Origin of the sequence: Nocardioides sp. GCM10030259, from assembly GCF_042666375.1 — a bacterium.
Classification (GTDB): Bacteria; Actinomycetota; Actinomycetes; order Propionibacteriales; family Nocardioidaceae; genus Nocardioides.
The window spans coordinates 145,623-166,632 of record NZ_JBHTDF010000026.1 but is presented as its reverse complement, the minus strand read 5'-3'; the positions used below and the strand labels follow the sequence as shown (position 1 = coordinate 166,632).

At 72.9% G+C, this 21,010-nt stretch carries 24 protein-coding genes; 15 read left to right on the top strand and 9 right to left on the bottom strand.

Annotation, left to right across the window (positions count from 1 at the left end; translation table 11 throughout):
• Positions 1-36: 36 nt before the first annotated feature.
• Together ACFQQI_RS24395 and ACFQQI_RS24390 are read left to right on the top strand one after the other, a co-directional pair.
• Complete coding sequence (locus ACFQQI_RS24395) at positions 37-867, top strand: ABC transporter ATP-binding protein (protein ID WP_378569215.1); 831 nt, start codon at positions 37-39, stop codon at positions 865-867.
• Entirely contained in the window at positions 860-1,543 is a 684-nt protein-coding gene (locus tag ACFQQI_RS24390) for an ABC transporter ATP-binding protein (protein ID WP_378569214.1), read from the top strand. The genes ACFQQI_RS24395 and ACFQQI_RS24390 overlap by 8 nt, the downstream gene beginning before the upstream one ends.
• Positions 1,544-1,547: 4 nt before the next feature.
• Here ACFQQI_RS24390 and ACFQQI_RS24385 read toward each other — a convergent pair whose 3' ends face one another.
• Positions 1,548-1,913: a hypothetical protein gene (locus ACFQQI_RS24385; RefSeq protein WP_378569213.1), complete on the bottom strand. Its 366-nt coding sequence runs from the start codon at positions 1,911-1,913 to the stop codon at positions 1,548-1,550.
• Between the two features lie 103 nt (positions 1,914-2,016).
• Between ACFQQI_RS24385 and ACFQQI_RS24380 the strand changes: the two genes are divergently transcribed.
• From ACFQQI_RS24380 to ACFQQI_RS24340, 9 genes are all read left to right on the top strand, one after another.
• Positions 2,017-4,170: an MMPL family transporter gene (locus ACFQQI_RS24380; RefSeq protein ID WP_378569212.1), complete on the top strand. Its 2,154-nt coding sequence runs from the start codon at positions 2,017-2,019 to the stop codon at positions 4,168-4,170.
• A 1-nt stretch (position 4,171) separates the two neighbouring features.
• Complete coding sequence (locus ACFQQI_RS24375; protein ID WP_378569211.1) at positions 4,172-4,924, top strand: hemerythrin domain-containing protein; 753 nt, start codon at positions 4,172-4,174, stop codon at positions 4,922-4,924.
• A 90-nt stretch (positions 4,925-5,014) separates the two neighbouring features.
• On the top strand, positions 5,015-6,157 hold the full coding sequence (locus tag ACFQQI_RS24370) for a methyltransferase domain-containing protein (RefSeq protein ID WP_378569210.1): 1,143 nt from the start codon (positions 5,015-5,017) through the stop codon (positions 6,155-6,157).
• Positions 6,154-6,348 (top strand): DUF3046 domain-containing protein, encoded by a 195-nt coding sequence (locus tag ACFQQI_RS24365; RefSeq protein ID WP_378569209.1) that lies wholly within the window; start codon positions 6,154-6,156, stop codon positions 6,346-6,348. Before ACFQQI_RS24370 ends, ACFQQI_RS24365 begins: the two co-directional genes overlap by 4 nt.
• Positions 6,349-6,358: 10 nt before the next feature.
• Complete coding sequence (locus ACFQQI_RS24360) at positions 6,359-7,618, top strand: MFS transporter (protein WP_378569208.1); 1,260 nt, start codon at positions 6,359-6,361, stop codon at positions 7,616-7,618.
• 5 nt (positions 7,619-7,623) lie between these two features.
• Positions 7,624-8,412 (top strand): S-methyl-5'-thioadenosine phosphorylase, encoded by a 789-nt coding sequence (locus ACFQQI_RS24355; RefSeq protein ID WP_378569207.1) that lies wholly within the window; start codon positions 7,624-7,626, stop codon positions 8,410-8,412.
• Between the two features lie 191 nt (positions 8,413-8,603).
• A complete protein-coding gene (gene recA, locus ACFQQI_RS24350) occupies positions 8,604-9,653 on the top strand; it encodes a recombinase RecA (RefSeq protein WP_378569206.1) in 1,050 nt (349 codons plus the stop codon).
• 392 nt (positions 9,654-10,045) lie between these two features.
• The gene (locus ACFQQI_RS24345) at positions 10,046-10,696 is read left to right on the top strand and encodes a regulatory protein RecX (RefSeq protein WP_378569205.1); all 651 of its coding nucleotides are present in this window, start codon (positions 10,046-10,048) and stop codon (positions 10,694-10,696) included.
• Positions 10,686-11,180, top strand: coding sequence for a phosphoribosyltransferase (locus ACFQQI_RS24340; RefSeq protein ID WP_378569204.1), 495 nt, complete (start codon positions 10,686-10,688; stop codon positions 11,178-11,180). Before ACFQQI_RS24345 ends, ACFQQI_RS24340 begins: the two co-directional genes overlap by 11 nt.
• Before the next feature lie 4 nt (positions 11,181-11,184).
• Here the strand turns inward: ACFQQI_RS24340 and ACFQQI_RS24335 are convergent, their stop codons facing one another.
• Together ACFQQI_RS24335 and ACFQQI_RS24330 are read right to left on the bottom strand one after the other, a co-directional pair.
• Entirely contained in the window at positions 11,185-11,880 is a 696-nt protein-coding gene (locus ACFQQI_RS24335) for a DUF6766 family protein (RefSeq protein ID WP_378569203.1), read from the bottom strand.
• Positions 11,881-11,962: 82 nt separating this feature from the next.
• Entirely contained in the window at positions 11,963-12,511 is a 549-nt protein-coding gene (locus ACFQQI_RS24330) for a hypothetical protein (protein WP_378569202.1), read from the bottom strand.
• Between ACFQQI_RS24330 and ACFQQI_RS24325 the strand changes: the two genes are divergently transcribed.
• From ACFQQI_RS24325 to ACFQQI_RS24310, 4 genes are read left to right on the top strand one after another with little or no spacing between them, the layout of a single operon-like run.
• Positions 12,506-13,105: a GNAT family N-acetyltransferase gene (locus ACFQQI_RS24325; protein WP_378569201.1), complete on the top strand. Its 600-nt coding sequence runs from the start codon at positions 12,506-12,508 to the stop codon at positions 13,103-13,105. The two genes, ACFQQI_RS24330 and ACFQQI_RS24325, sit on opposite strands and share 6 nt — an antisense overlap.
• A gap of 7 nt (positions 13,106-13,112) precedes the next feature.
• The gene (locus ACFQQI_RS24320; protein ID WP_378569200.1) at positions 13,113-13,958 is read left to right on the top strand and encodes a PPK2 family polyphosphate kinase; all 846 of its coding nucleotides are present in this window, start codon (positions 13,113-13,115) and stop codon (positions 13,956-13,958) included.
• Positions 13,955-14,728, top strand: a complete 774-nt coding sequence (locus tag ACFQQI_RS24315; protein ID WP_378569199.1) for a HipA family kinase — start codon at positions 13,955-13,957, stop codon at positions 14,726-14,728. The genes ACFQQI_RS24320 and ACFQQI_RS24315 overlap by 4 nt, the downstream gene beginning before the upstream one ends.
• On the top strand, positions 14,725-15,105 hold the full coding sequence (locus ACFQQI_RS24310; RefSeq protein WP_378569198.1) for a DUF3037 domain-containing protein: 381 nt from the start codon (positions 14,725-14,727) through the stop codon (positions 15,103-15,105). Before ACFQQI_RS24315 ends, ACFQQI_RS24310 begins: the two co-directional genes overlap by 4 nt.
• Here the strand turns inward: ACFQQI_RS24310 and ACFQQI_RS24305 are convergent.
• The 6 genes from ACFQQI_RS24305 to ACFQQI_RS24280 are packed head-to-tail and all read right to left on the bottom strand — an operon-like array spanning position 15,098 to position 20,957.
• Positions 15,098-16,279, bottom strand: a complete 1,182-nt coding sequence (locus ACFQQI_RS24305) for a fatty acid desaturase family protein (RefSeq protein ID WP_378569197.1) — start codon at positions 16,277-16,279, stop codon at positions 15,098-15,100. The genes ACFQQI_RS24310 and ACFQQI_RS24305 overlap by 8 nt on opposite strands.
• A gap of 33 nt (positions 16,280-16,312) precedes the next feature.
• Entirely contained in the window at positions 16,313-16,993 is a 681-nt protein-coding gene (locus ACFQQI_RS24300; RefSeq protein WP_378569196.1) for a response regulator, read from the bottom strand.
• Complete coding sequence (locus tag ACFQQI_RS24295) at positions 16,990-18,228, bottom strand: sensor histidine kinase (protein WP_378569195.1); 1,239 nt, start codon at positions 18,226-18,228, stop codon at positions 16,990-16,992. Before ACFQQI_RS24295 ends, ACFQQI_RS24300 begins: the two co-directional genes overlap by 4 nt.
• A gap of 25 nt (positions 18,229-18,253) precedes the next feature.
• Positions 18,254-19,192 carry a D-alanine--D-alanine ligase gene (locus ACFQQI_RS24290; protein WP_378569194.1) on the bottom strand — a complete coding sequence of 313 codons (939 nt, stop codon included), beginning with the start codon at positions 19,190-19,192 and terminating at the stop codon, positions 18,254-18,256.
• Positions 19,189-20,337: an alanine racemase gene (gene alr, locus ACFQQI_RS24285; protein WP_378569193.1), complete on the bottom strand. Its 1,149-nt coding sequence runs from the start codon at positions 20,335-20,337 to the stop codon at positions 19,189-19,191. Before alr ends, ACFQQI_RS24290 begins: the two co-directional genes overlap by 4 nt.
• The gene (locus ACFQQI_RS24280) at positions 20,334-20,957 is read right to left on the bottom strand and encodes a M15 family metallopeptidase (RefSeq protein WP_378569192.1); all 624 of its coding nucleotides are present in this window, start codon (positions 20,955-20,957) and stop codon (positions 20,334-20,336) included. Before ACFQQI_RS24280 ends, alr begins: the two co-directional genes overlap by 4 nt.
• Between the last annotated feature and the right edge of the window lie 53 nt (positions 20,958-21,010).

Here is a 21,010-nt window from a genome sequence, read left to right as displayed (position 1 = left end):
GCGGTTGCCGGGACGGCCTCGGTGAGGGGCCTGCGGGTGAGCACCCGCGGCCTCGTGCTGATCTATCGCTCCGAGGGCCACGAGGTGGCCGCGCTCTCGGGCGTCGACCTCGACATCGAGGCGGGTGAGCTGGTCGGGCTCCTCGGCCCGTCGGGATCGGGCAAGTCGACGCTGCTCAGCCTGCTCGCGGGACTCTTCCGCCCCAGCGCCGGCAAGGTGCACGTCGGGCCGCACGAGCTGTCCTCGGCCGCGCAGCGCCAGCTCGACGAGCTGCGTGCGCTCGACGTCTCGCTGATGCTCCAGGGCGCGGGGCGCAACCTGCTGCCCTACTTCACGCCGCTGGAGAACGTCCGCTTCGCCCAGGGTGTCGCCCGCAGGGCGGGCAAGGACCTGCCCGAGCCCGAGGAGGTGCTCGCGAGCGTCGGGCTCGGCGCCGCGGAGGCGCACCGGTCGCTCTCCGAGCTCACGCCGGGCCACCTCCAGCTGGCGGCGCTCGCGGTTGCGGTGGCGCCGCGGCCCGGGCTGCTGCTCGCCGACGAGCCGACCAGCCAGCTCGAGCACAGCGCCCGCGACCTGGTGCTGGAGCGGATGGCAGCGCTCAACTGCGAGCTCGGCACGACCGTCGTGCTGGTCACGCACGACCCCGACGTGGCGGCGTTCCTGCCGCGAACCATCACGATCCGCGACGGCCGCGTGGGCGGCGAGGGGCGCAGCGGCGAGGAGTACGCCGTGGTGACGCCCGACGGGTTCCTCCCGTTGCCCGGACACGTCCGCGACGAGCTGCTGCCGGGCACCCTCGTGCGGTTCCACCTGCTCGAGGACGGGAGCTACACGCTGGTCCGGGAGGCGGGGGAGACCGATGCCTGAGCTGGAAGCGCGCGGGCTCGAGGTCCGCTACGGCCACGGCGACACCCAGGTGGTCGCACTGCACGGGGTCGACCTGACGGTGCATCCGGGCCGGCTGCTGGCCGTCACGGGGCCTTCCGGCGCGGGCAAGTCCACGCTGCTGTGGGCGCTCGCGGGAGCGCTGCGCCCCGACGCCGGCGAGGTGAGCCTGGCCGGCACGAGCCTGACCGACCGCGCCCAGGCGGCGTCGCTCGGCGTGGTCGTCGTGCCGCAGGGCAACGGCCTCGCCTCGTCGCTGACCGCGGCGGAGAACGTCGTCGTCCCGCTGCTCTCCGGCCGGGTGCCGGCCGACGAGGCCGCCCGGCGTACCGGCCACGCGCTCGGGCTCGTCGGACTCGAGGAGTCCGGCAACCACCTCATCGAGGAGCTCTCCGGCGGCCAGCAGCAGCGGGTCGCGCTGGCCCGGGCCTTCGCCGCCGAGGCGTCGGTGCTGCTCGCCGACGAGCCGACCAGCGACCTCGACGCCGCCAACCGCGAGCGGGTGATGGCCGTGCTGCGTGCCGAGGCCCAGCGGGGCGCCGTCGTCGTGATGGCGACGCACGACCCCGAGGCCGCCGAGCAGACCGACGGGGAGCTGCACCTCGACGAGGGCGTCGCCACCTGGCGGCGGCCGCTCGGTCAGCCGGCGCGCAGCTGACCGCTCACGGGACGTCGTCGACCGCGAGCGGAACGCACTCGAGGACCGGGTCGTCGCGGTCGGAGAGGTCGATGTGCTCGCAGGACTGCTGCTCGCCGTCGATCACCCACACCGTCGCGTCACCCAGCGGAGGGCCCCAGTCCTCGACGTCGATGCCGTACTTCTGCTCGATGGCCTCACGGGTGGCGTCGTCCTGGTCGCGCGCGACCTTCGTGATCAGCGGGTAGGAGACCACGGTCGCGACGGCGGCGAGCACCAGCAGGGTCACGCCGAGGCGCGAGCGGTGGGTCGCGAACGCACCCACGCTGAGCGCGAGGAGCACGAAGCCGGCGATGATCGCGGCCATCAGCTGGATCTCGGTGTCGGTCATGTCGCGGCACACGCTACCGACACCTCAAGCCAGCTCCCAGTCGACCCCAAGTGGTCGGGGTCAGAGTCGGGGCACCAGATCACCTCCGACGGGAGCAACCACCGTGTCTCGCATCCTCCACCGCCTCGGCTCCAGTACCGCGGCCCACCCCTGGCGGACGATCTCCGCCTGGTTCGTGGTGCTCGTCGTCGCCTTCGGGCTCGCGAACGCCTTCGGGGGCACGACGCGCGACGACTACGACATTCCGGACGCCCGCGCCCAGGTCGGCGTCGACCAGCTCCGGGCCCACGTCCCCGACGGCGGCGGCGCCACCGCGCAGGTCGTCGTCCACGACCGCGAGGGCGACCCCCTCCAGTCCGCCGACCTGGACGGGCTCTACCAGCGGCTGAGCGGCCTCGACCACGTCACCTCGGTGAGCCCGCCGCGGATCTCCGCCGACACCGACACCGCGCTGATGGTGGTGGCGTACGACGTACCGGTCACCGACCCGGATCTCGTCGGCAAGAGCGGCTACGAGCCGCTCGAGGACGCCATCGAGCCGCTGCGCGACGCCGGCCTCCAGGCCGAGCTCGGCGGTGAGCTCCCCGGTGGCGCCGAGTCGCAGATGAAGGGCACCGGCGAGCTGGTCGGCGTGATCGCCGCGCTGGCGCTGCTGATCGTCGCCTTCGGCTCCGTCGTGGCGGCCGGCCTCCCCCTGGCCGTCGCCCTGCTCGGCCTCGCCGTCGGCTCCGCCGGCGTGACGCTGCTCGCGGCGACGATGGACGTCTCCACCGCGGCGCCGACCGTCGCGACCATGGTCGGGCTCGGCGTCGGCATCGACTACGCGCTGCTGATCGTCACGCGCCACGTGGAGTTCCTCGGCCAGGGCTTCGACAAGCGCGAGGCGGCCGGTCGCGCGATGGCGACGGCCGGACGGTCGGTCGTGTTCGCCTCCCTCACCGTGCTGATCTCCCTGATGGGTCTCCGCCTCGGCGGTCTGCCCGTGTACTCCACCTTCGGCTACGCGACCGCGATCGCCGTCGTCTCCGTCCTCGCCGCAGCACTCACCCTCGTGCCGGCGTTGTGCGGGCTGGCCGGCCGTCGGCTGACGCCGCGCAAGGTCCGGAAGGGCCGGGCCTCCCGCGTGCAGAAGACGCCGCTGACCGCGCGCTGGGCAGCCCGGGTCGTGAAGCGTCCGATCGCGTTCGCGCTCGCCGCGCTGGTGTTCCTGCTCGTCCTCGCCGCCCCCGTGCTCGGCATGCGCACCTGGCCGCAGGACGGCAGCAGCGCGAGCCCCGACACGTCGCAGCGGCAGGCCTACGACCTCATCGACGGCGAGTTCGGTCCCGGCGCCAACGGCCCGTTCACGATCGTCGTCGACACCACCCGCGCCGACGCGGACGCCGTGGCGGACCGGATCGCCGACCACGCCGGCATCGTGGACGTCACCACGCCGGTGACGACCCCCGACGGCGCACTCGCCGTGTTCGACGCCCAGCCGTCGTACGGCCCGGCCGACGAGCGGACCTCCGACCTGGTCACCGCCCTGCGCGACGACCTGCCGGAGGGCGTCGAGGTGACCGGCACGACCCCGCTCTTCGCCGACATCTCCGGGATGCTCTCCGAGCGGCTGTGGCTGGTCGTCGGGTTCGTGGTCTCGGTGTCGGTGCTGCTGCTGGCGATGATGTTCCGCTCGGTGGTCGTCCCCGTGAAGGCCGCCGTGATGAACCTGCTGTCGATCACCGCGTCGTACGGCGTCCTCACCGCCGTGTTCCAGTGGGGCTGGGGCGGCAGCCTGCTCGGCATCGACCACGCGGTCGCCGTGTCGAGCTGGATCCCGATCCTCAACTTCGCGATCCTCTTCGGCCTGTCGATGGACTACGAGGTCTTCCTGCTCTCGCGGATCCGCGAGTTCTGGCTGCGCACCGGTGACGCCACCGCCAGCGTCGAGCGCGGCCTGGCCGCCACCGGCCGGGTGATCTCGTCGGCCGCGGCGATCATGGTCGTCGTCTTCCTCGGCTTCTCGACCGAGGCCGACACGGTCGTCAAGCAGCTCGGCCTCGGCATGGCGGTCGCGATCATCCTCGACGCCACCGTCGTCCGGATGGTGCTCGTCCCCGCCACGATGACCCTGCTCGGCAAGTGGAACTGGTGGCTGCCCGCGTGGCTCGACCGCCTGCTTCCCACGATCAAGGCCGAGGAGCACGACGACGAGGAGATCTGGGCCGAGCTGGACGAGGCCGAGTCGGCCTCCGACGGCCAGAAGGTCGGTGCCTGAGATGGCCACGACGAGCAGCACCTGGCCCCGGCAGCTCCGGCTGCCGGGCCAGGTCGCGGCCCCGGAGGGGCCGATCGACATGCAGATGATGTACCTGATGCACCACGCCTTCCGGCGTGACCTGGACCTGTTCGCCGCCGCCGTGCGCAACACGCCGGCGGACGACCGGGCGACGTGGGCGCTGCTGGCCGAGCGCTGGGAGCTGTTCGCCGACGTGCTCCACGAGCACCACACGGTCGAGGACGTCGGCATCTGGCCGGAGCTCGAGCGGCTCGGCACCGACGCCGACGTCGCCGTCCTCCACGCCATGGAGGCGGAGCACGGCGAGCTCGACCCGCTCCTCGAGGGGTGCGCCGCCGGGTTCCGGCGGCTCGCCCAGGGATCCAACCAGGGATCCGACCAGGGATCCGGTCAGCGGGCCGACGAGGACGTCCGTGCGGCGCTCGCCGTACGCGTCATCGCCGCCCGCGAGTCGCTCCGTCGGCACCTCGCCCACGAGGAGACCGACGCGATCGCGATCATCCAGCGGCTGATGACCGTCGAGGACTGGGCCCGCGTCGAGGAGGAGCACGCCGGCAAGGACGTCGGCTTCGGCAAGGTCGTCCGGATCGTCCCGTGGGCGGCGTACGGCGTCCCGCGCACGGCGCTCGACCGGATCCTCGCCCAGCCCGGCGGGCGGATGTTCCGGCTGGTCTGGCTGGTCACCCGCGGGCGGTTCGCCCGCGCACACGCGCGGACGTTCCGGTACGCCTGACTCGACGATCGCAGCCGCTGGCACCATCTTCCCGGCGGCTGTCCGGATATCCGGCGACGGCCGTCCGTGCCGGCTGGGAGGATGGGCCCCATGAGCGCCGAGACGATCGCCCCCGACACGAAGGACTGGACGTGGGTGCTGCGGGAGCCCTGTCCGGAGTGCGGGTTCGACGCCTCGACCCTGACCGTCGACCGGATCCCGGCGGTCATCCGCGACAACGCGACGACCTGGGGGGCCGTGCTCACGCTCGTCGACGCCGCGGTGCGGCCCGACCCGACCACGTGGTCGCCGCTCGAGTACGCCTGCCACGTCCGCGACGTGCACCGCATCTTCGACGTCCGCGTCGGGCTGATGCTCGACGAGGACGACCCGCGCTTCCCCAACTGGGACCAGGACGAGACCGCGGTCGAGGAGCGGTACGCCGAGCAGGACCCGGCCACAGTCGCGACGGAGCTGCTCGACGCGGCCGAGCGGGTCGCCGAGCGCTACGAGTCGGTGCCGCCCGGTGCGTGGGGCCGCCGGGGCTTCCGCAGCAACGGCAGCGAGTTCACGATCGAGACCATCGGGCTCTACCACCTGCACGACCTCGTCCACCACGAGTGGGACGTCCGCGACGCGGTGAAGCGCGCGACGATCTCGGCGTACGACGGGCACGCGGCGGCGTACGCCGCCAGCACGCGCACGATCCCCGACGAGGTGGCGGAGAACATCGCCTTCATGGCGGCCGCGGCTCGCGATGGTCGGGTCCTCGAGATCGGCAGCGCGAGCGGTCGCGACGCGGCGGCCCTCGAGGCCGCGGGCCTCGGCGTCCGGCGCACCGACGTCGCGCCGGCGTTCGTCGAGATGCTGCGCGCCGACGGTCACCACGCCGACCTGCTCGACCCGCTCACCGACGACCTCGACGACCCGGCGCGGCCGGGCACGCCGTACGACGGGGTCTGGGCCAACGCGTGCCTGCTGCACGTCGACCGGTCCGACCTGCCGCGGCTCCTCGCCCGTCTCGCCGCGGTCACCCGCGCCGGCGGGCCGCTGGTGCTGACGCTGAAGGAGGGCGACGGCGAGGGCTGGTCGCAGCACGGGAACGTCTCGGCGCCGCGCCGCTTCGTCTTCTGGCGCGAGCCCGCGCTGCGCGAGGCGCTCGGCGAGGCCGGATGGCGGGTCACGGAGGTGCGCCGCGGCCGCAGTGCGAAGACCGGCGAGCCGTGGCTCGACGTCCGGGCCGAGCGCGCATGAGGCACACGGAGTTCTGGGCGCGCATGGACGATGCGCTCGGGCCGGCGTACGCCCGGTCCTGGGCCGACAGCATCGTGATGCGCGAGCTCGACGGCCGTACGGCGTCCGAGGCGCTGCAGGCCGGCGTCTCCCCGAAGGAGGTCTGGCTCGCCGTCTGGCGAACCCTCGAGCTGCCGGCCGCCAAGAAGTGAGCAGCGAGAAGTGAGCACGCCGGCTCGCACCCTCCCGGACCTCGCGATCGTGCAGCGGCGCACGATCCGCACGCTGGTGATCGCCCAGGCCGTCGGCGCCATCGGCATCACGATCGGCATCGCCACCGCGTCGCTTCTCGCGCGCGACCTGTCGGGCTCGGAGAGCCTCGCCGGGCTCGCCCAGACGGCGCAGGTGCTCGGCGCCGCGGTCGCGGCGTACCTCCTCGCCCGCGTGATGGCGAGCCGTGGCCGGCGGGTCGGCCTCGGCGCCGGCTACCTGATCGGCGCCAGCGGCGCCGTGCTCGCCGTGCTGGCCGGGGTGCTGGAGTCGATGCTGGTGCTGATGGTCGGCGCGGTGCTGCTGGGGGCGACCACGGCGGCGAACAGCGGGGCGCGGTACGCCGCGACCGACCTCGCCGAAGACGCCCACAAGGGCCGCGCGCTCTCGACGGTCGTCTGGGCGACCACGATCGGCGCGGTCGCGGGCCCCAACCTGACCGGTCCGTCCGGCGCGTTCGCCGACGCGGTCGGCATCCCCGAGCTGACCGGGCCGTTCGCGCTGGGCAGCATCGGCATGCTGGCCGCCGCGCTGGTCGTCCTCACGCTGCTGCGGCCCGACCCGCTGCTGCTCGCCCGCGAGGCCGCGGGCGTGCCGCCCGAGCCGCCGTCCGGCACGGCCTGGTCGCGTGCGGTCGCCGCATCCCGCGAGCGGCCGGTGCTCGGGTTCGCCGTGCTCGGCATGGCGTGCGCCCACGCCGCGATGGTGGGCGTGATGGTGATGACGCCGCTCCACATGGAGCACGGCCACGCGGAGCTGCGGGTGATCGGCCTCGTCATCAGTCTGCACGTCCTGGGCATGTTCGCGTTCTCGCCGCTGGTGGGCATGCTCGCCGACCGCACCGGCCGGTCCACGGTCCTCATGGAGGGCGCCGGGCTGCTGCTCGTGGCGATGGTGCTGTGCGCGAGTGCGCCGGAGGGGTCGTCGTGGCAGATGTTCGCCGGCCTCTTCCTGCTCGGCGTCGGCTGGTCCTTCGCGACGGTGGCGTCCTCGACGCTGATCGCGCAGCACGCGCCGCTCGACGCGCGCACCGACGTGCAGGGCGCCGCCGACCTGGTGATGGGCCTGACGGCGGCGGGCGCGGGCGGACTGGCCGGCGTGGTCGTCGGCGCGTGGGGCTACCCCGAGCTGGCGGTCTGCTCGATCGGTCTCGTCGCACTGGTGGCGGTCGGCGGGCTCGGCGCGCGGGCCACCACGCGGGTGGCAGTCTGACCCGCATGGGCATCGCTGACGTCGCCGTGATCGGCGGCACCGGCTTCTACTCGTTCCTCGAGGACCACGACGAGCACCAGGTCGAGACGCCGTACGGCCCGCCGTCGGCGCCCGTCGCGGTCGGCACGCTGGCCGGTCGTCGGGTGGCGTTCCTCCCGCGGCACGGGCCGCACCACGAGCACCCGCCGCACGACATCCCGTACCGCGCCAACCTCTGGGCGCTGCGCGCGCTCGGCGTACGCCAGGTGCTCGCGCCGTGCGCCGTCGGCGGCCTGGGTGACGCGGTGGCGCCCGGCGACGTGGTCGTGCCCGACCAGCTCGTCGACCGGACGTTCCGGCGGGTCCCGTCGTACGTCGAGCGCGGAGCCGTCCACCTCCCGTTCGCCGACCCGTACTGCCCGCACGTCTCGGCCGCGGTCGCCGCCGCCGACCCGCAGGTGAAGGTCGGGGGAGCGATGGTCGTCATCGAGGGCCCGCGCTTCTCCACGCGCGCGGAGTCGCGCCACTACGCCGACCAGGGCTGGGCGCTGGTCAACATGACCGGCGCGGCCGAGGCGGCGCTCGCCCGCGAGATGCGCATGTGCTACGCCGCGATCGCGCTGGTGACCGACATGGACGCCGGCACCGAGGGCGGCGAGGGGGTCGGCCAGGAGGAGGTCTTCGCGCTGTTCCGCGCGAACCTCGAGCGGCTCGGCGCCCTGCTGACGCGCAGCATCGAAGGACTCCCGGACCCGGACGGATGCACCTGCTCCACCTGGGCCGACGGCATCGAGCTCACCTACGAGGTCCCGTGATGGTCGCGTCGACCCGCAACACGCCGCGCCCAATGCCGGCATCGAACAGGTGTTCGGGCTAGTTTGTCTCCACAGGCACGACGCGGGCGAGGTTCTCCACAGGTGTCGACAGCGCTGACCAGGCGATGTCGGTGGCTCGCCGTAGCGTCGCCGATGTGCCTGGAACCCGACGACAGACAAGGACGAAGAACATGGCTGGTGGAGACCGCGAGAAGGCCCTCGACGCTGCGCTGCTCAACATCGAGAAGCAGTTCGGCAAGGGCTCGGTCATGCGCCTGGGCGACGAGACCCGCGCACCCCTCGAGATCATCCCGACCGGATCGATCGCGCTCGACGTCGCGCTCGGCCTCGGTGGCCTGCCGCGCGGCCGCGTGGTCGAGATCTACGGTCCTGAGTCGTCCGGTAAGACGACGGTCGCCCTGCACGCGGTGGCCAGCGCCCAGGCCGCCGGCGGCATCGTGGCGTTCATCGACGCCGAGCACGCGCTCGACCCGGAGTACGCGAAGGCCCTCGGCGTCGACACCGACGCGCTGCTGGTCTCCCAGCCCGACTCCGGTGAGCAGGCGCTCGAGATCGCGGACATGCTGGTCCGCTCCGGCGCGCTCTCGCTGATCGTCATCGACTCGGTGGCCGCGCTCGTGCCGCGCGCCGAGATCGAGGGCGAGATGGGTGACAGCCACGTCGGTCTCCAGGCCCGACTGATGAGCCAGGCGCTGCGCAAGATGACCGGTGCCCTCAACAACTCCGGCACCACCGCGATCTTCATCAACCAGCTGCGCGAGAAGATCGGCGTCATGTTCGGCTCGCCCGAGACCACGACCGGTGGCCGGGCGCTGAAGTTCTACTCCTCGGTCCGCCTCGACGTGCGCCGCATCGAGACGCTCAAGGACGGCACCGACATGGTCGGCAACCGGACCCGCGTCAAGGTCGTCAAGAACAAGGTCGCCCCGCCGTTCAAGCAGGCCGAGTTCGACATCATGTACGGCAAGGGCATCAGCCGCGAGGGCGGCCTGATCGACGTCGGCGTCGAGGCGGGTCTCGTCCGCAAGGCGGGCGCCTGGTACACCTACGAGGGCGACCAGCTCGGCCAGGGCAAGGAGAACTCCCGCAAGTTCCTCAAGGACAACCCCGACCTCGCCAACGAGCTGGAGAAGAAGATCCTCGAGAAGCTCGGCGTCGGCCCGCAGGTCGACCAGGAGGCTCCTCTCTCCGACGAGCCGATCGGCGTCGACTCCTTCTGACCGGTGGTTTCGAGACAGGCGCCAGGGCGCCTTCCTCAACCACCGGACACCGCGGGTTCGCGGCAGGCGCCAGGGCGCGTTCCTCAACCACCGGACACCGCGGGTTCGCGGCAGGCGCCGGGGCGCCTTCCTCAACCACCGGACACCGCGGGTTCGAGACAGGCGCCGGGGCGCCTTCCTCAACCACCGGACGCCGCGGGTTCGCGACAGGCGCCGGGGCGCCTTCCTCAACCACCGGACACCGCGGGTTCGCGACAGGCGCCGGGGCGCCTTCCTCAACCACCGGACGCCGCGGGTTCGCGACAGGCGCCAGGGCGCCTTCCTCAACCACCGGACACGGTGGTTGAGGAGGTTGCTCTGCAACCGTCTCGAAACCACCACGGAGGCACGAGATGACCCTCGACGAGGACAGGCCACCGCCCGAGTGGCTCGGTGACGTCTCGACGGGCGTGGACGCGTGGACCCGGCGTGGGTCGGGTCCGGGCGCGTCCACCCCGAAGACGTCGCCTCCCGAGGACACCGCCGCCCAGGTGCCCGAGGCGGACGCCGAGTCGGTGGCCCGCAAGATCCTGCTCGACCAGCTGACCGGGCAGGCGCGCAGCCGCAAGGAGCTCGCCGAGAAGCTGGCGAGGAAGAACGTGCCCGACGACATCGCGGTCCGCCTGCTCGACCGGTTCGAGGAGGTCGGGCTGGTCGACGACGAGGCCTTCGCCCGCTCCTGGATCGCGAGCCGGCGCTCGGCTGGACCCGGGGGAGGCAAGGGTCTGGCGAAGCGCGCGCTGGCCCAGGAGCTGCGCCGCAAGGGCGTGGACGACGAGGTCGCCCGCGAGGCGCTCGACGAGATCGACCCGGCCGACGAGGAGCAGGCCGCCCGCGCGCTCGTGCGGAAGAAGCTGCGCTCGCTCAGCCGGGTCGACGACGCGACCGCCACCCGGCGCCTGGTCGGCATGCTGGCCCGCAAGGGCTACGGCTCCGGGCTGGCGTTCGCGGTCGTCCGCGACGAGCTGGCCGAGGCTGGGCGAGAATGCTCCGGTGACGACTGACGCGGTGCCCGAGCGGGAGATCCTGACCTACGACCTGTTCGGCACGGCGGTGCGCGAGCTCGCTCAGCAGGTGGTCGACAGCGGCTACGAGCCCGACCTGGTGCTCTCGATCGCCCGCGGCGGCCTCGGTCTGGGCATGGGGCTGGGCTACGCGCTCGACGTCAAGAACCTCTCCGCGGTCAACGTCGAGTTCTACACCGGCGTCGACGAGCGCCTCGACGTCCCGATCATGCTGCCGCCGACCCCCGACGTGGTCGACCTGACCGGCCTCAAGGTGCTGATCGCCGACGACGTGGCGGACACCGGCAAGACGCTCGAGGTCGTGCGGGACTTCTGCGCCGACCATGTCGCCGAGGCCCGGACCGCCGTGATCTACCAGAAGCCGTGGACGGTGATCCACCCGGAGTACGTCTGGCGGCACACCGAGCGGTGGATCGACTTCCCGTGGTCGGCCGAGCCGCCGCTGGTGCGTCGTACGCCCTGACGGGTCAGCCCTCGATGCCGGTCACGTCGTGCGCCATCCCGACCGGCTTGCTCTGCGAGGAGCCCCGCTGGCGCAGGTAGATGGCGAGCACGGCCATGGACCCGACGGCGAGGAACTCCGACTGCCAGTTCTGCAAAGTGCGGGACCAGAAGTCGGCGTTGACGAGATAGCTCGTCCACGGGATGGGGTCCTGGAGCTGTTGCAGGCGTGACTCGTTGTACGTCGCCCATCCGCCGATCGACTGCATCAGCCACGACGCGAGGAAGATCCCGCCCATGACCAGCAGCAGCGACGAGGAGTAGAGCCGCAGCCGCAGTCCGCCGCTGTGCCTCGCCCAGCGGGGCGAGTCGGAGCGTGAGTGCTCGCCGATCCGCTGCTCCTCCTGGGTCTCGCGGCCGGCCATGTCGAGGGGCTTGGACTCCGGCGAGCCCTTCTGCAGCAGCCAGACGGTGGCCATCAGGTACGTGAGGAACTGCAGGTACTCGCTCTGCCAGTTCTCGGTGACGTCGACGGCGAAGTTCGCGGACAGCAGGTAGCGGTCGAGGGGCACGGTGCCGAGGCCCTCAGCGACCTGCATCGAATTGAACTGCTTCCATCCTGCGAAGGCCTGCCCGACCAGGCTCACGAGGAAGAGCACGAGGAAGAACAGGCTGAGGGAGTTCTCCCGCAGGAACGTGCGGAGGCGACGCGGGGCGGACATCACGCGTGCCCCAGCGACGTGACCAGGAAGAACACGAGTCCGAGGCAGATCAGCGTCAGGTAGGTGACGTACATCAGGCGCATCAGCCCGCCTCCACCTGGCAGTCGTACACCTCCGGCTCGGGTACGCAGCCGGCCGCGACCACGCGCCACCCCGTGCGGAAGCGGGACAGGAACGTCGTCTCGCCGGCCCACCGCACCTGCGCGCTGGTGCCGAACGTCGACACCTCGTCGGGGTCGGGTGCGTCCCCGAGGCCGGGGATGTCCTCCTCGAGGATGGCCTGCTCGCAGGGCTTCTGCGCGGACTGCTCGACCGCGCTGCGGGTCCGTGGCGCGAGCGCCGCACAGGCCGCGGCGCTGTCACCTGCGGCCAGCGCGGCGTAGAAGCCGCTCGCGGTCTCGACCACCGGGTCGCGCTGGGTGTCGCCACAGCCGGTGAGCACGACCACCGCGGCCGTGACGGCGGCGACGCCGAGCACGCCGTTCGGCGTGCGACGGCCGGACAGAACGGTCAGAATGCTCGGGTGTCGGAGCGCGTGGTGGTGCACGATCGCGGCCGCGACCTCAGTGGCGTCGTGCGGCCGGGGGAGTCGTGGGCGGATGCGGCCCGGCGCACCTGTGCCAGCATGCATGCCGATCCGGTACCCCGCGACCTGTCCGGCCACGTCAAGGAGTTCGTGGTCGACCACGACACCCGGGTCTTCGTGCGAGCGATGACCCAGGGCGACCTGACTGACCTGGTGCGGTGGCGGCAGTCCGAGCACGTGGCCCGCTGGTGGGCATCGGAGGGCGAGCCGACCCGGGAGCGGATCGAGGAGCGCTACGGGCCCCGGATCGACGGGATGAGCCCGACCCGGATGTGGGTCGCGGAGGTCAACGGCCGGTCGGTGGGGTTCGTGCAGGACTACCGCATCGGCGACTACCCGGAGTACGCCGTGCTCGGGCCCGACCCCGACGCCGTCGGCGTCGACTACGCGCTCGCCGAGGAGTGGAGCCACCGTGGCCTGGGCGTGCGGGTCCTCTGGGCCTGGATGCTCCGCACCCAGCGCCGGTTCCCGGACGCGACGACGTTCTTCGCGGCGCCCGACCACCGCAACTCCCCGTCGCTGCGGATGCTCGCGAAGGCGGGCTTCGTCGAGGGCGTCTGGTTCGACGAGCCGCAGGAGGACGGGACGGTCGACACGGTCGTCGGCTGCTCCCTCGACGTACGCCGCGTGCTGGGATGATCGGGCGATGAGCACCCACCACCTTCGGCTGCCGTCGGGTCCGGTACGGCTCGACGAGATCCCTACCGACGCGGCGCCCGGCTTCGACGGCGACAAGGACGAGGCGAAGGCGGCGCTGTTCGCGATGGGCGAGGAGCTGGCGGACCTGCAGGAGCGGTTGTTCGCCGAGGGCGTGGCGGCGGGGTCTCGGCGCCGCCTGCTGCTGGTGTTGCAGGGGATGGACACGTCCGGCAAGGGCGGCACGCTCAAGCACACGGTCGGGCTCGTCGATCCGCAGGGCGTGCGCATCACATCCTTCAAGAAGCCGACCGAAGACGAGCTCAGCCACGACTTCCTCTGGCGGATCCGCCGGGCGCTGCCGGCGCCGGGATACCTCGGCGTCTTCGACCGGTCGCACTACGAGGACGTCCTGATCGGCCGGGTCAATGCGCTCGCGGAGCCCGAGGAGATCGAGCGGCGGTACGACGAGATCAACGCGTTCGAGCGCGAGCTGGTCGACGACGGGACCGTCGTCCTCAAGTGCATGCTGCACATCTCCCGCGACACCCAGGGAGAGCGGCTCCTCGCCCGACTCGACAACCCCGAGAAGCACTGGAAGTACAACCCGGCCGACCTCGACGCCCGCGCGAAGTGGGACGACTACCAGGCGGCGTACGCCGTCGCGCTCGAGCGGACCAACACCGAGTGCGCCCCGTGGCACGTCGTGCCGAGCGACCGGAAGTGGCTTCGCAACCTGGCCGTGGGGCAGCTGCTCCTCGAGTCGCTGCGCGGGATGGCGCTGCACTGGCCGACCGCCGACTTCGACGTCGATGCCGAGCGTGCACGCCTGGTGCACGAGGATGGGGCCTCGTGATCCCCACCGTCGGCGTCACCCGCTACGTGACCCCGCTCCGCGAGGGCGGCAGCCTGCCCGGCATTGTCGAGGGCGACGACCTGGGCACCTACGTCTGCAAGTTCCGCGGCGCCGGCCAGGGCCTGCGGGTGCTGGTCGCCGAGGTCATCGTCGGCGAGCTCGCCCGCCGCATCGGGCTGCGCACGCCGCGGCTCGTCGCGCTCGACCTCGACCCGGCGATCGCGCGCTACGAGGCCGACGAGGAGGTGCAGGACCTGCTCAACGCCAGCGCCGGCCTCAACCTCGGCATCGACTTCCTGCCCGGCGCGTTCGGGTACGACGGGGACCTCCCCGCCGGCGACGGCGTCGGTGCCCGCGTGCTCTGGCTCGACGCGTTCACGGCCAACGTCGACCGCTCGTGGCGCAACCCGAACCTGCTGGTGTGGCACGGCGACGTCTGGGTGATCGACCACGGCGCCTCGCTCTACTTCCACCACGCGTGGAGCGGCGGCGTGACCGATCCGGCGCGGTTCGCCCGTCAGCCGTGGAACCCCGAGGATCACGTCCTGCTCCGGCACGCCGCCGACCTCCCGCAGGTCGACGCCGAGGTCGGCACGCTCCTGGACGAGCAGGCGTTCCGCGAGGTGGTCGCCGAGGTCCCCGACGAGTGGCTGGAGCCGGTGCCCGGCGCCGAGACCGCGGAGGCCGTGCGCGCGGCGTACGTCGCGTTCCTGACCGCCCGCCTCGGGACCCGCCAGTGGCTGCCCTCGACCGAGGTGGCGGCGCGATGAGCAAGCTCGCCTACCAGTACGTCGTGCTCCGCTGCGTGCCTCGCGTGGACCGTGAGGAGTTCGTCAACGTCGGCGTGGTCGTCTACTGCCAGGCCACCGACTTCCTCCAGGTGGCGTGGCACGTCGACCGCGACCGGCTGGGCGCTCTGGACCCCGGGCTCGACCTCGACCAGGTGTGCGAGGCGCTCGCGTTCGTCGAGGGCGTCTGCGCGGGTGACGAGCGCGGGGGAGCAGCGGCTGGAGCGTCGCTGAGCCAGCGGTTCGGCTTCCTGAAGGCGCCGCGCAGCACGGTGATCCAGCCGGGACCGGTCCACGGCGGCGTGACCGCCGACCCGGCCCGGCAGCTCGAGCATCTGCTGGAGCGGCTGGTCAGCTAGCAGCCGGGAGTGCCTTCGGCTGGCGGGTCGCGATGGCCAGCCGGCGCAGCTGCGGCAGCAGGTTGCGGCGGTTGGTCTCGGCCATCCAGCCGTTGGGCAGCGAGAGCCGCACCACCTTGTGCCAGGCGCTCGCGACCTGTTGCACCAGAGGCCGGGAGTTGTAGGGCAGGTCGAACTTGTTGAAGACCTGCCGGACCCGCGGGGCGATCTCCATGTAGCGGTTGCTCGGCAGGTCCGGGAAGATGTGGTGCTCGATCTGGTGGGAGAGGTTGCCGGTCAGCGTGTGCAGCAGCCGGGAGCCGGAGATGTTCGCCGAGCCGAGCATCTGCCGCAGGTACCAGTGGCCGCGGGTCTCGTTCTCGTCCAGCTGCTCCTGCTCGAAGGTCGCGACGCCCTCGGGGAAGTGGCCGCACATGATGACGGAGTGGCTCCACAGGTTGCGCAGCAGGTTGGCGGTCGCGTTGGCGGCCAGGGTCGAGCGCCATGCCGGCCCGGCGAGCGCCGGGTAGACGACGAAGTCCTTGGCGAGCTGGCGGCGTACCTTGGCGAGCGCGGTCTTCACCTCGGCCTTCTTCTCCGCGGTCATCTGCCGCTTGTCGCGGAGGTGGTCGCCGAGGTCGAGGTCGAACATGGTGATGCCGTACTCGAAGATGCAGGCGGTCACGAAGTTCCACGCCGGCTGGACGAGGTAGCGGGGCTGCCACTCCTGCGCCTCGTCGACGCGCATGATGCCGTAGCCGAGGTCGTTGTCCTTGCCGAGGATGTTCGTGTACGTGTGGTGGGTCTCGTTGTGGGCGCGCTTCCACTGCGCGGCCGGGGTGGTGTGGTCCCACTCCCACGTGCTCGAGTGGATCTTGGGGTCGCGCATCCAGTCCCACTGCCCGTGGAGCACGTTGTGCCCGATCTCCATGTTGTCGAGCACCTTCGCCAGCGCGAGGCCGGCGGTGCCGGCGACCCAGGCGACCTTGTTGCGGCTGCCCATCAGCACGGCGCGGCTGCCGAGCTCCAGCAGCCGTTGCACGCGGACGAGCCGGCGGATGTACGCCGCGTCGCGGGCGCCGCGTGAGTCGAGCACGTCCTGTCGGATCCGGTCGAGCTCGGCGCCCAGCAGGTCGACCTGCTCGAGCGTGAGCCCGCCGGGTGTGGTCACGGGGCGCTCGAGGACGGCGGTCATGGCGACAAGGTACCCGCCGGACCCAGAGCTGAATCAACGCGCGACGAGGCCGTGCTCGTGCGCGAACACGACGATCTGCACCCGGTCGCGCAACCCGAGCTTGCGCAGGATGGCGCCGACGTGCGTCTTGACGGTCGACTCGCTGAGGAAGACCTGGCCGGCGATCTCGGTGTTCGACAGCCCCTTCGCGACCGCCCCGAACACCTCGCGCTCCTTCTCCGTGAGCAAGAGGTACGGCGCGGGCGGTGCGGTCGGCGCCTGGAACTGGCTGTCGAGCAGCGTGGACAGGTCGGCCGGGGCCAGCACGGCGTTGCCGGCGTGAACCGTGCGGATCGCGTCGCGCAGCATCACCGGCGTCGTCCCCTTGAGCAGGAAGCCGCTCGCGCCGTACCGGATCGCGGCCGCGGCCCGGTCGTCGAGGTTGAACGTCGTCAGCACCACGACGCGCACCGGCTGATCCCGGCGGGCGGCTCGGTCGGGCAGGAAGATCTGGCGGGTCGCCTCGACGCCGTCCATCTCCGGCATCCGGACGTCCATCAGCACCACGTCGGGCTCGAGCTCGTCGACGAGGCGCACCGCCTCGAGCCCGTCGCCGGCCGCGCCGACGACCTCCATGCCGTCCTGGGCGTCCACGATCACCCGCACGCCCTCGCGGAAGAGCTCCTGGTCGTCGACGAGCAGCACCCGGATGGGCTCGGCCACGGGGAGGGTCATCGCGTCCTCACCGGCACCCAGGCCGTCGCGGTGAACGTCGGCGGATCCGTGCGCCGGCGTACGTCGAGCCGGCCGCCCACGGCCTCGAGCCGGCGCCGCATGCCGTCGATGCCCTGGCCGCCCACCGGCGGCGGCTCCGCGGGCAGCGCGATCGGGCGGGTCTCGTCGGTCCCGGCGGCGATGGTGTTCTGGACCTCGATGCGCAGGTCACCCTCCCAGTGTCGTTCGACCAGCACCGGCCGGTCGCGCCGGCCGTGCTTGATCGCGTTCGTGAGCATCTCCTGGAGCACGCGGAAGGCGACGACCTCGAGCTCCGGCGGCATCGGCTGCGGCGTACCGACCTCGGTGGTGACGACCTCGTGGCCGCTGGCCCGCACTCCGTCGACGAGGCCGTCGAGGTCGACGTGCCGGGTGCGCTGGCCAGCGGGGGCGGCGGTGGACGTGGACGCCAGCACCTGGCGTACGTCGTCGAGCGAGGTGCGGGCCGAGGTGGCGATGTTCTGCATCGTCTGCTTCAGCCGCTGGGTGTCGGCGTCCTCGATGTACTGCGCCGACTCGGCCTGCGCGAGGATCACCGCCAGCGAGTGGCCGACGACGTCGTGCACGTCGCGGGCGAGCTGGGCCTGCCGCTCCCGGAGCTCGGCGATCTCCTCCGCCTGGTCGCGCTCGGCCTCGGCGACGACCTGCGAGGCCCGCGACTGCTCCGCCCGCGCGGAGAACCGCAGCGACAGGCCGGCCAGCCACGGCACGCCGAGCACCGCCATGCCGGCGATCGCGGCGGTCACCTGCCAGCGGCTGCTGAAGCGCGTCGTCTGGTCGATGAGCACCCGGAACCCGGCCGTGTCGAGGGCCTCGTAGAAGACGCTGGCGCTCATCCAGTAGACCGTGATCACGGCGGCCAGCGGTATCGACAGCGCGCTCAGCCAGACGGTGCCGATGCTGCCCCAGCGAGCGGTGCCGAACGCGACGGCGGCGATCGCGAGCTGGACCATCAAGAGCTGGGTGCCCGTGACGACCTGCATCGCGCCCACCACCCAGACGATCGCCAGCGCCGCGGCGGGCAGGCGTCGGGACAGGGCGACGGCCGTCGCGGTGCCGAGCGCGACCACCAGCAGCGGCGGTCGCGGGTCGTCGACGTAGTAGTAGGGGTCGATGTTGAAGACCTCGAGCACGCCGACGACGAGCACGAAGAGACCCGCGGCCAGGTCGGGCCACCACGGTTGCCAGCGGGTCATGCCGCGAAGGCTAGTGGCCCGGGGATCAGAGGTGTGCACCGCGGACGAGCTCGTCGAGCAGCGCGGGGTAGGACAGCCCTGCCGCAGCGAACATCCGCGGCACCTGCGAGTGCTGGGTCATCCCGGGCGCCGTGTTGACCTCGTTGAGCACGGGCCCGTCCTCGGTGAGGAAGAAGTCGACGCGCGCCACGCCCGAGCAGCCGAGCGCGTCGTACGCCGTGAGCGCGGCGTCCTCCAGCGCCTTGGCGTCGACCTCGGTGAGCCGTGCGGGGACGCGGAAGTCGGCGTGGCCGCCGTACTTCGCGTCGTAGTCGAAGAGGCCGTCGACCACGATCTCGAGGGCGGGTGCGGCGAGCAGGGTGCCGTCCGCACACCGCAGCACCGCGACGTCGATCTCGCGGCCGACGACCACGTCCTCAACCAGCGCCCGGTCGTCGAGCGCCAGCGCGGCGTCGAGGGCCGGTCGCAGCGCGTCGGCAGAGCGCACCAGGCTCACACCCCGGCTCGACCCCGCGGCGACCGGCTTGACGACCACCGGGTGCGTCCAGCGCAGGTGGGCGGCCGTCGCCGCCGTGACGAGCAGGCCCGGCGCGGTCGCGAGGCCGGCGGCGCCGGCGACGAGCTTGGTGGCCCACTTGTCCATCGCGATGGCGCCCGGGCGCACGCCCGACCCGACGTAGGGGAGGCCGGCGAGCTCGCAGAGCGCCGCGAGCGCACCGTCCTCGCCCCGCGGCCCGTGCACGACCGGGAAGACGACGTCGCAGCCGCGCAGCACCTGCGCCGCGCCGCTCAGGCCGATCGGGCGCAGGCCGCGGTCCCGCCAGGTGCCGTCGCGGCCGATGGTGAGCGGCACGGCGTCGTACCTCGACGGCTCGAGCGCCGCCGCGACCGACGCCGCCGAGGCGAGGGAGACGTCGTGCTCGCAGTTCTGGCCGCCGCCGATGACGGCGACCCGCGTCCTCACGACAGGCTCCGCAGGTGCGGGACGGCGAGGGTACGGCGCCCGACGCGCGCGCCGATGCCGGTCACGACCTCGTGCTCGATGGTGCCGGCCCAGTCCGCCCACTCGGCGACCGTGGGCTCGCCCTGCGTTCCGGGCCCGAACACCGTCACGATCTCGCCGAGGTCGACGCCGCGGCCACCGAGGTCGACGACGGCCTGGTCCATCGAGATGCGTCCGACGACCGGCCGGCGCACGCCGCGCACGAGCACCTCGGCCCGGCCGGCGGCAGCGCGCGGCAGCCCGTCGGCGTACCCGACCGGGATCAGCCCGAGGTACGTCGCGCTCCGCGTGCGGTGCGCGTGGCCGTAGCCGACGGGCGTCCCGGCACGCACCCGGCGCACCTGCACCACCGGTGCCGTGAGCGTTGCGGCGGGCCGCAGGTCGGTCGTGCGGGTCGGGTCGATGCCGACCAGGCCGGCGCCGACCCGGCTCATCGTGTGGTGGGCGCGCGGGTCGGTGAGCGTCGCGGAGGTCGCCGCGAGGTGGCGGTCGCGCGGCCGCAGCCCCGTCGCGCGGGCGACCTCGACGGCCCACGCGAACCGGGTCCGGCCGAGCGCGTTGCAGTCGTCGTCCGGGTCGTCGGCACAGCCGAGGTGGCCCATCACGCCGACGACGGTGAGCTCGCCGCGCTGCTCCGCGCGGCGCGCCCCCCGGCAGAGCTGGGTCCAGGAGGCGGGGTCCGCGCCGTCTCGGGCCATGCCCGCGTCGACGTGGAGGTGCACGCGGTGCCGCCCGGGTGCGGCCGCCACCGCGGCCAGGTGCTGGAGGCTGGGCACCGCCACGTCGACGTCGCGCGCGGCAGCCGCCGCCCAGTCGGCGTCGACCGGGTTGAGCCAGCTCAGGAGCGGAACGGCGAGGCCGGCGTCGCGCAGCGGCCACGCCTCGTCCAGCGTGGTGACGCCGAGCCGGGTGGCGCCGTGGGCGAGTGCGGTGCGCGCGACGTCGACCGCGCCGTGGCCGAACCCGTCCGCCTTCACGACCGCCATCAGCTCACCGCCCGCGCGGTCGGCGAGCAGCCGCGTGTTGGCGGCCACGGCCGCGAGGTCGATCGTCAGCTGCGGCCGGGTGGGCGCGCTGGTGCGTGGCCGTAGGGCGACGTCGCTCATGCCGCCACCGCCGCGGCGACCGGGCCGTAGACCGCGTGCCGCGCGCCGGTGACGAGTGCCCAGTAGCGGTCGCCGAAGCTCCAGTGCCACCACTCGCTCGGGTAGTTCACCAGCCCGTGCGCGTGCAGCACCTCCGACAGGAGCGTGCGGTGCGCCCGCGCGTCCGCGCCGATGCCGTCGGCCGCGAACCAGCAGCGCCCGTCGCTCTCCTCCGGCGTCGCGTCGATGGGGGTGCCGAGCTCGAGCTCCTCGCCGCAGACGTCGACCAGCGTGAGGTCGACCGCGGCGCCGGCCACGTGGGGCGCGACGTCGATCGGGGAGACGAACCGGCTCGTCAGTCGCTCCAGGTCGGCTGCGCCGATGCCGGGGTGCAGGGCACACAGCTCGGCGGCGTACGCCGCGATGATCGCGCGCTGGCGCTCGACGGTCCGGTGCCCCTCCACCACCCGCAGTCGGAGGCCCGGCGGGAGCTGGGCGTCGGCGGCCGTGAGCCGCTCGGCGAGACCGGCGCGCACCAGGGCGCCCGCGGGAGACAGGTCGGCGGGGAGCCGCACCAGCGGCTCCCCGCACTCGACCACGGGCAGGGCCCGGACCCGGGCGTCGGACAGCAGGATCGTCATGCCGATCACGCTAGGAACGGCGACCCCTCACCCGCCTCCACCTGAGGTGCCGA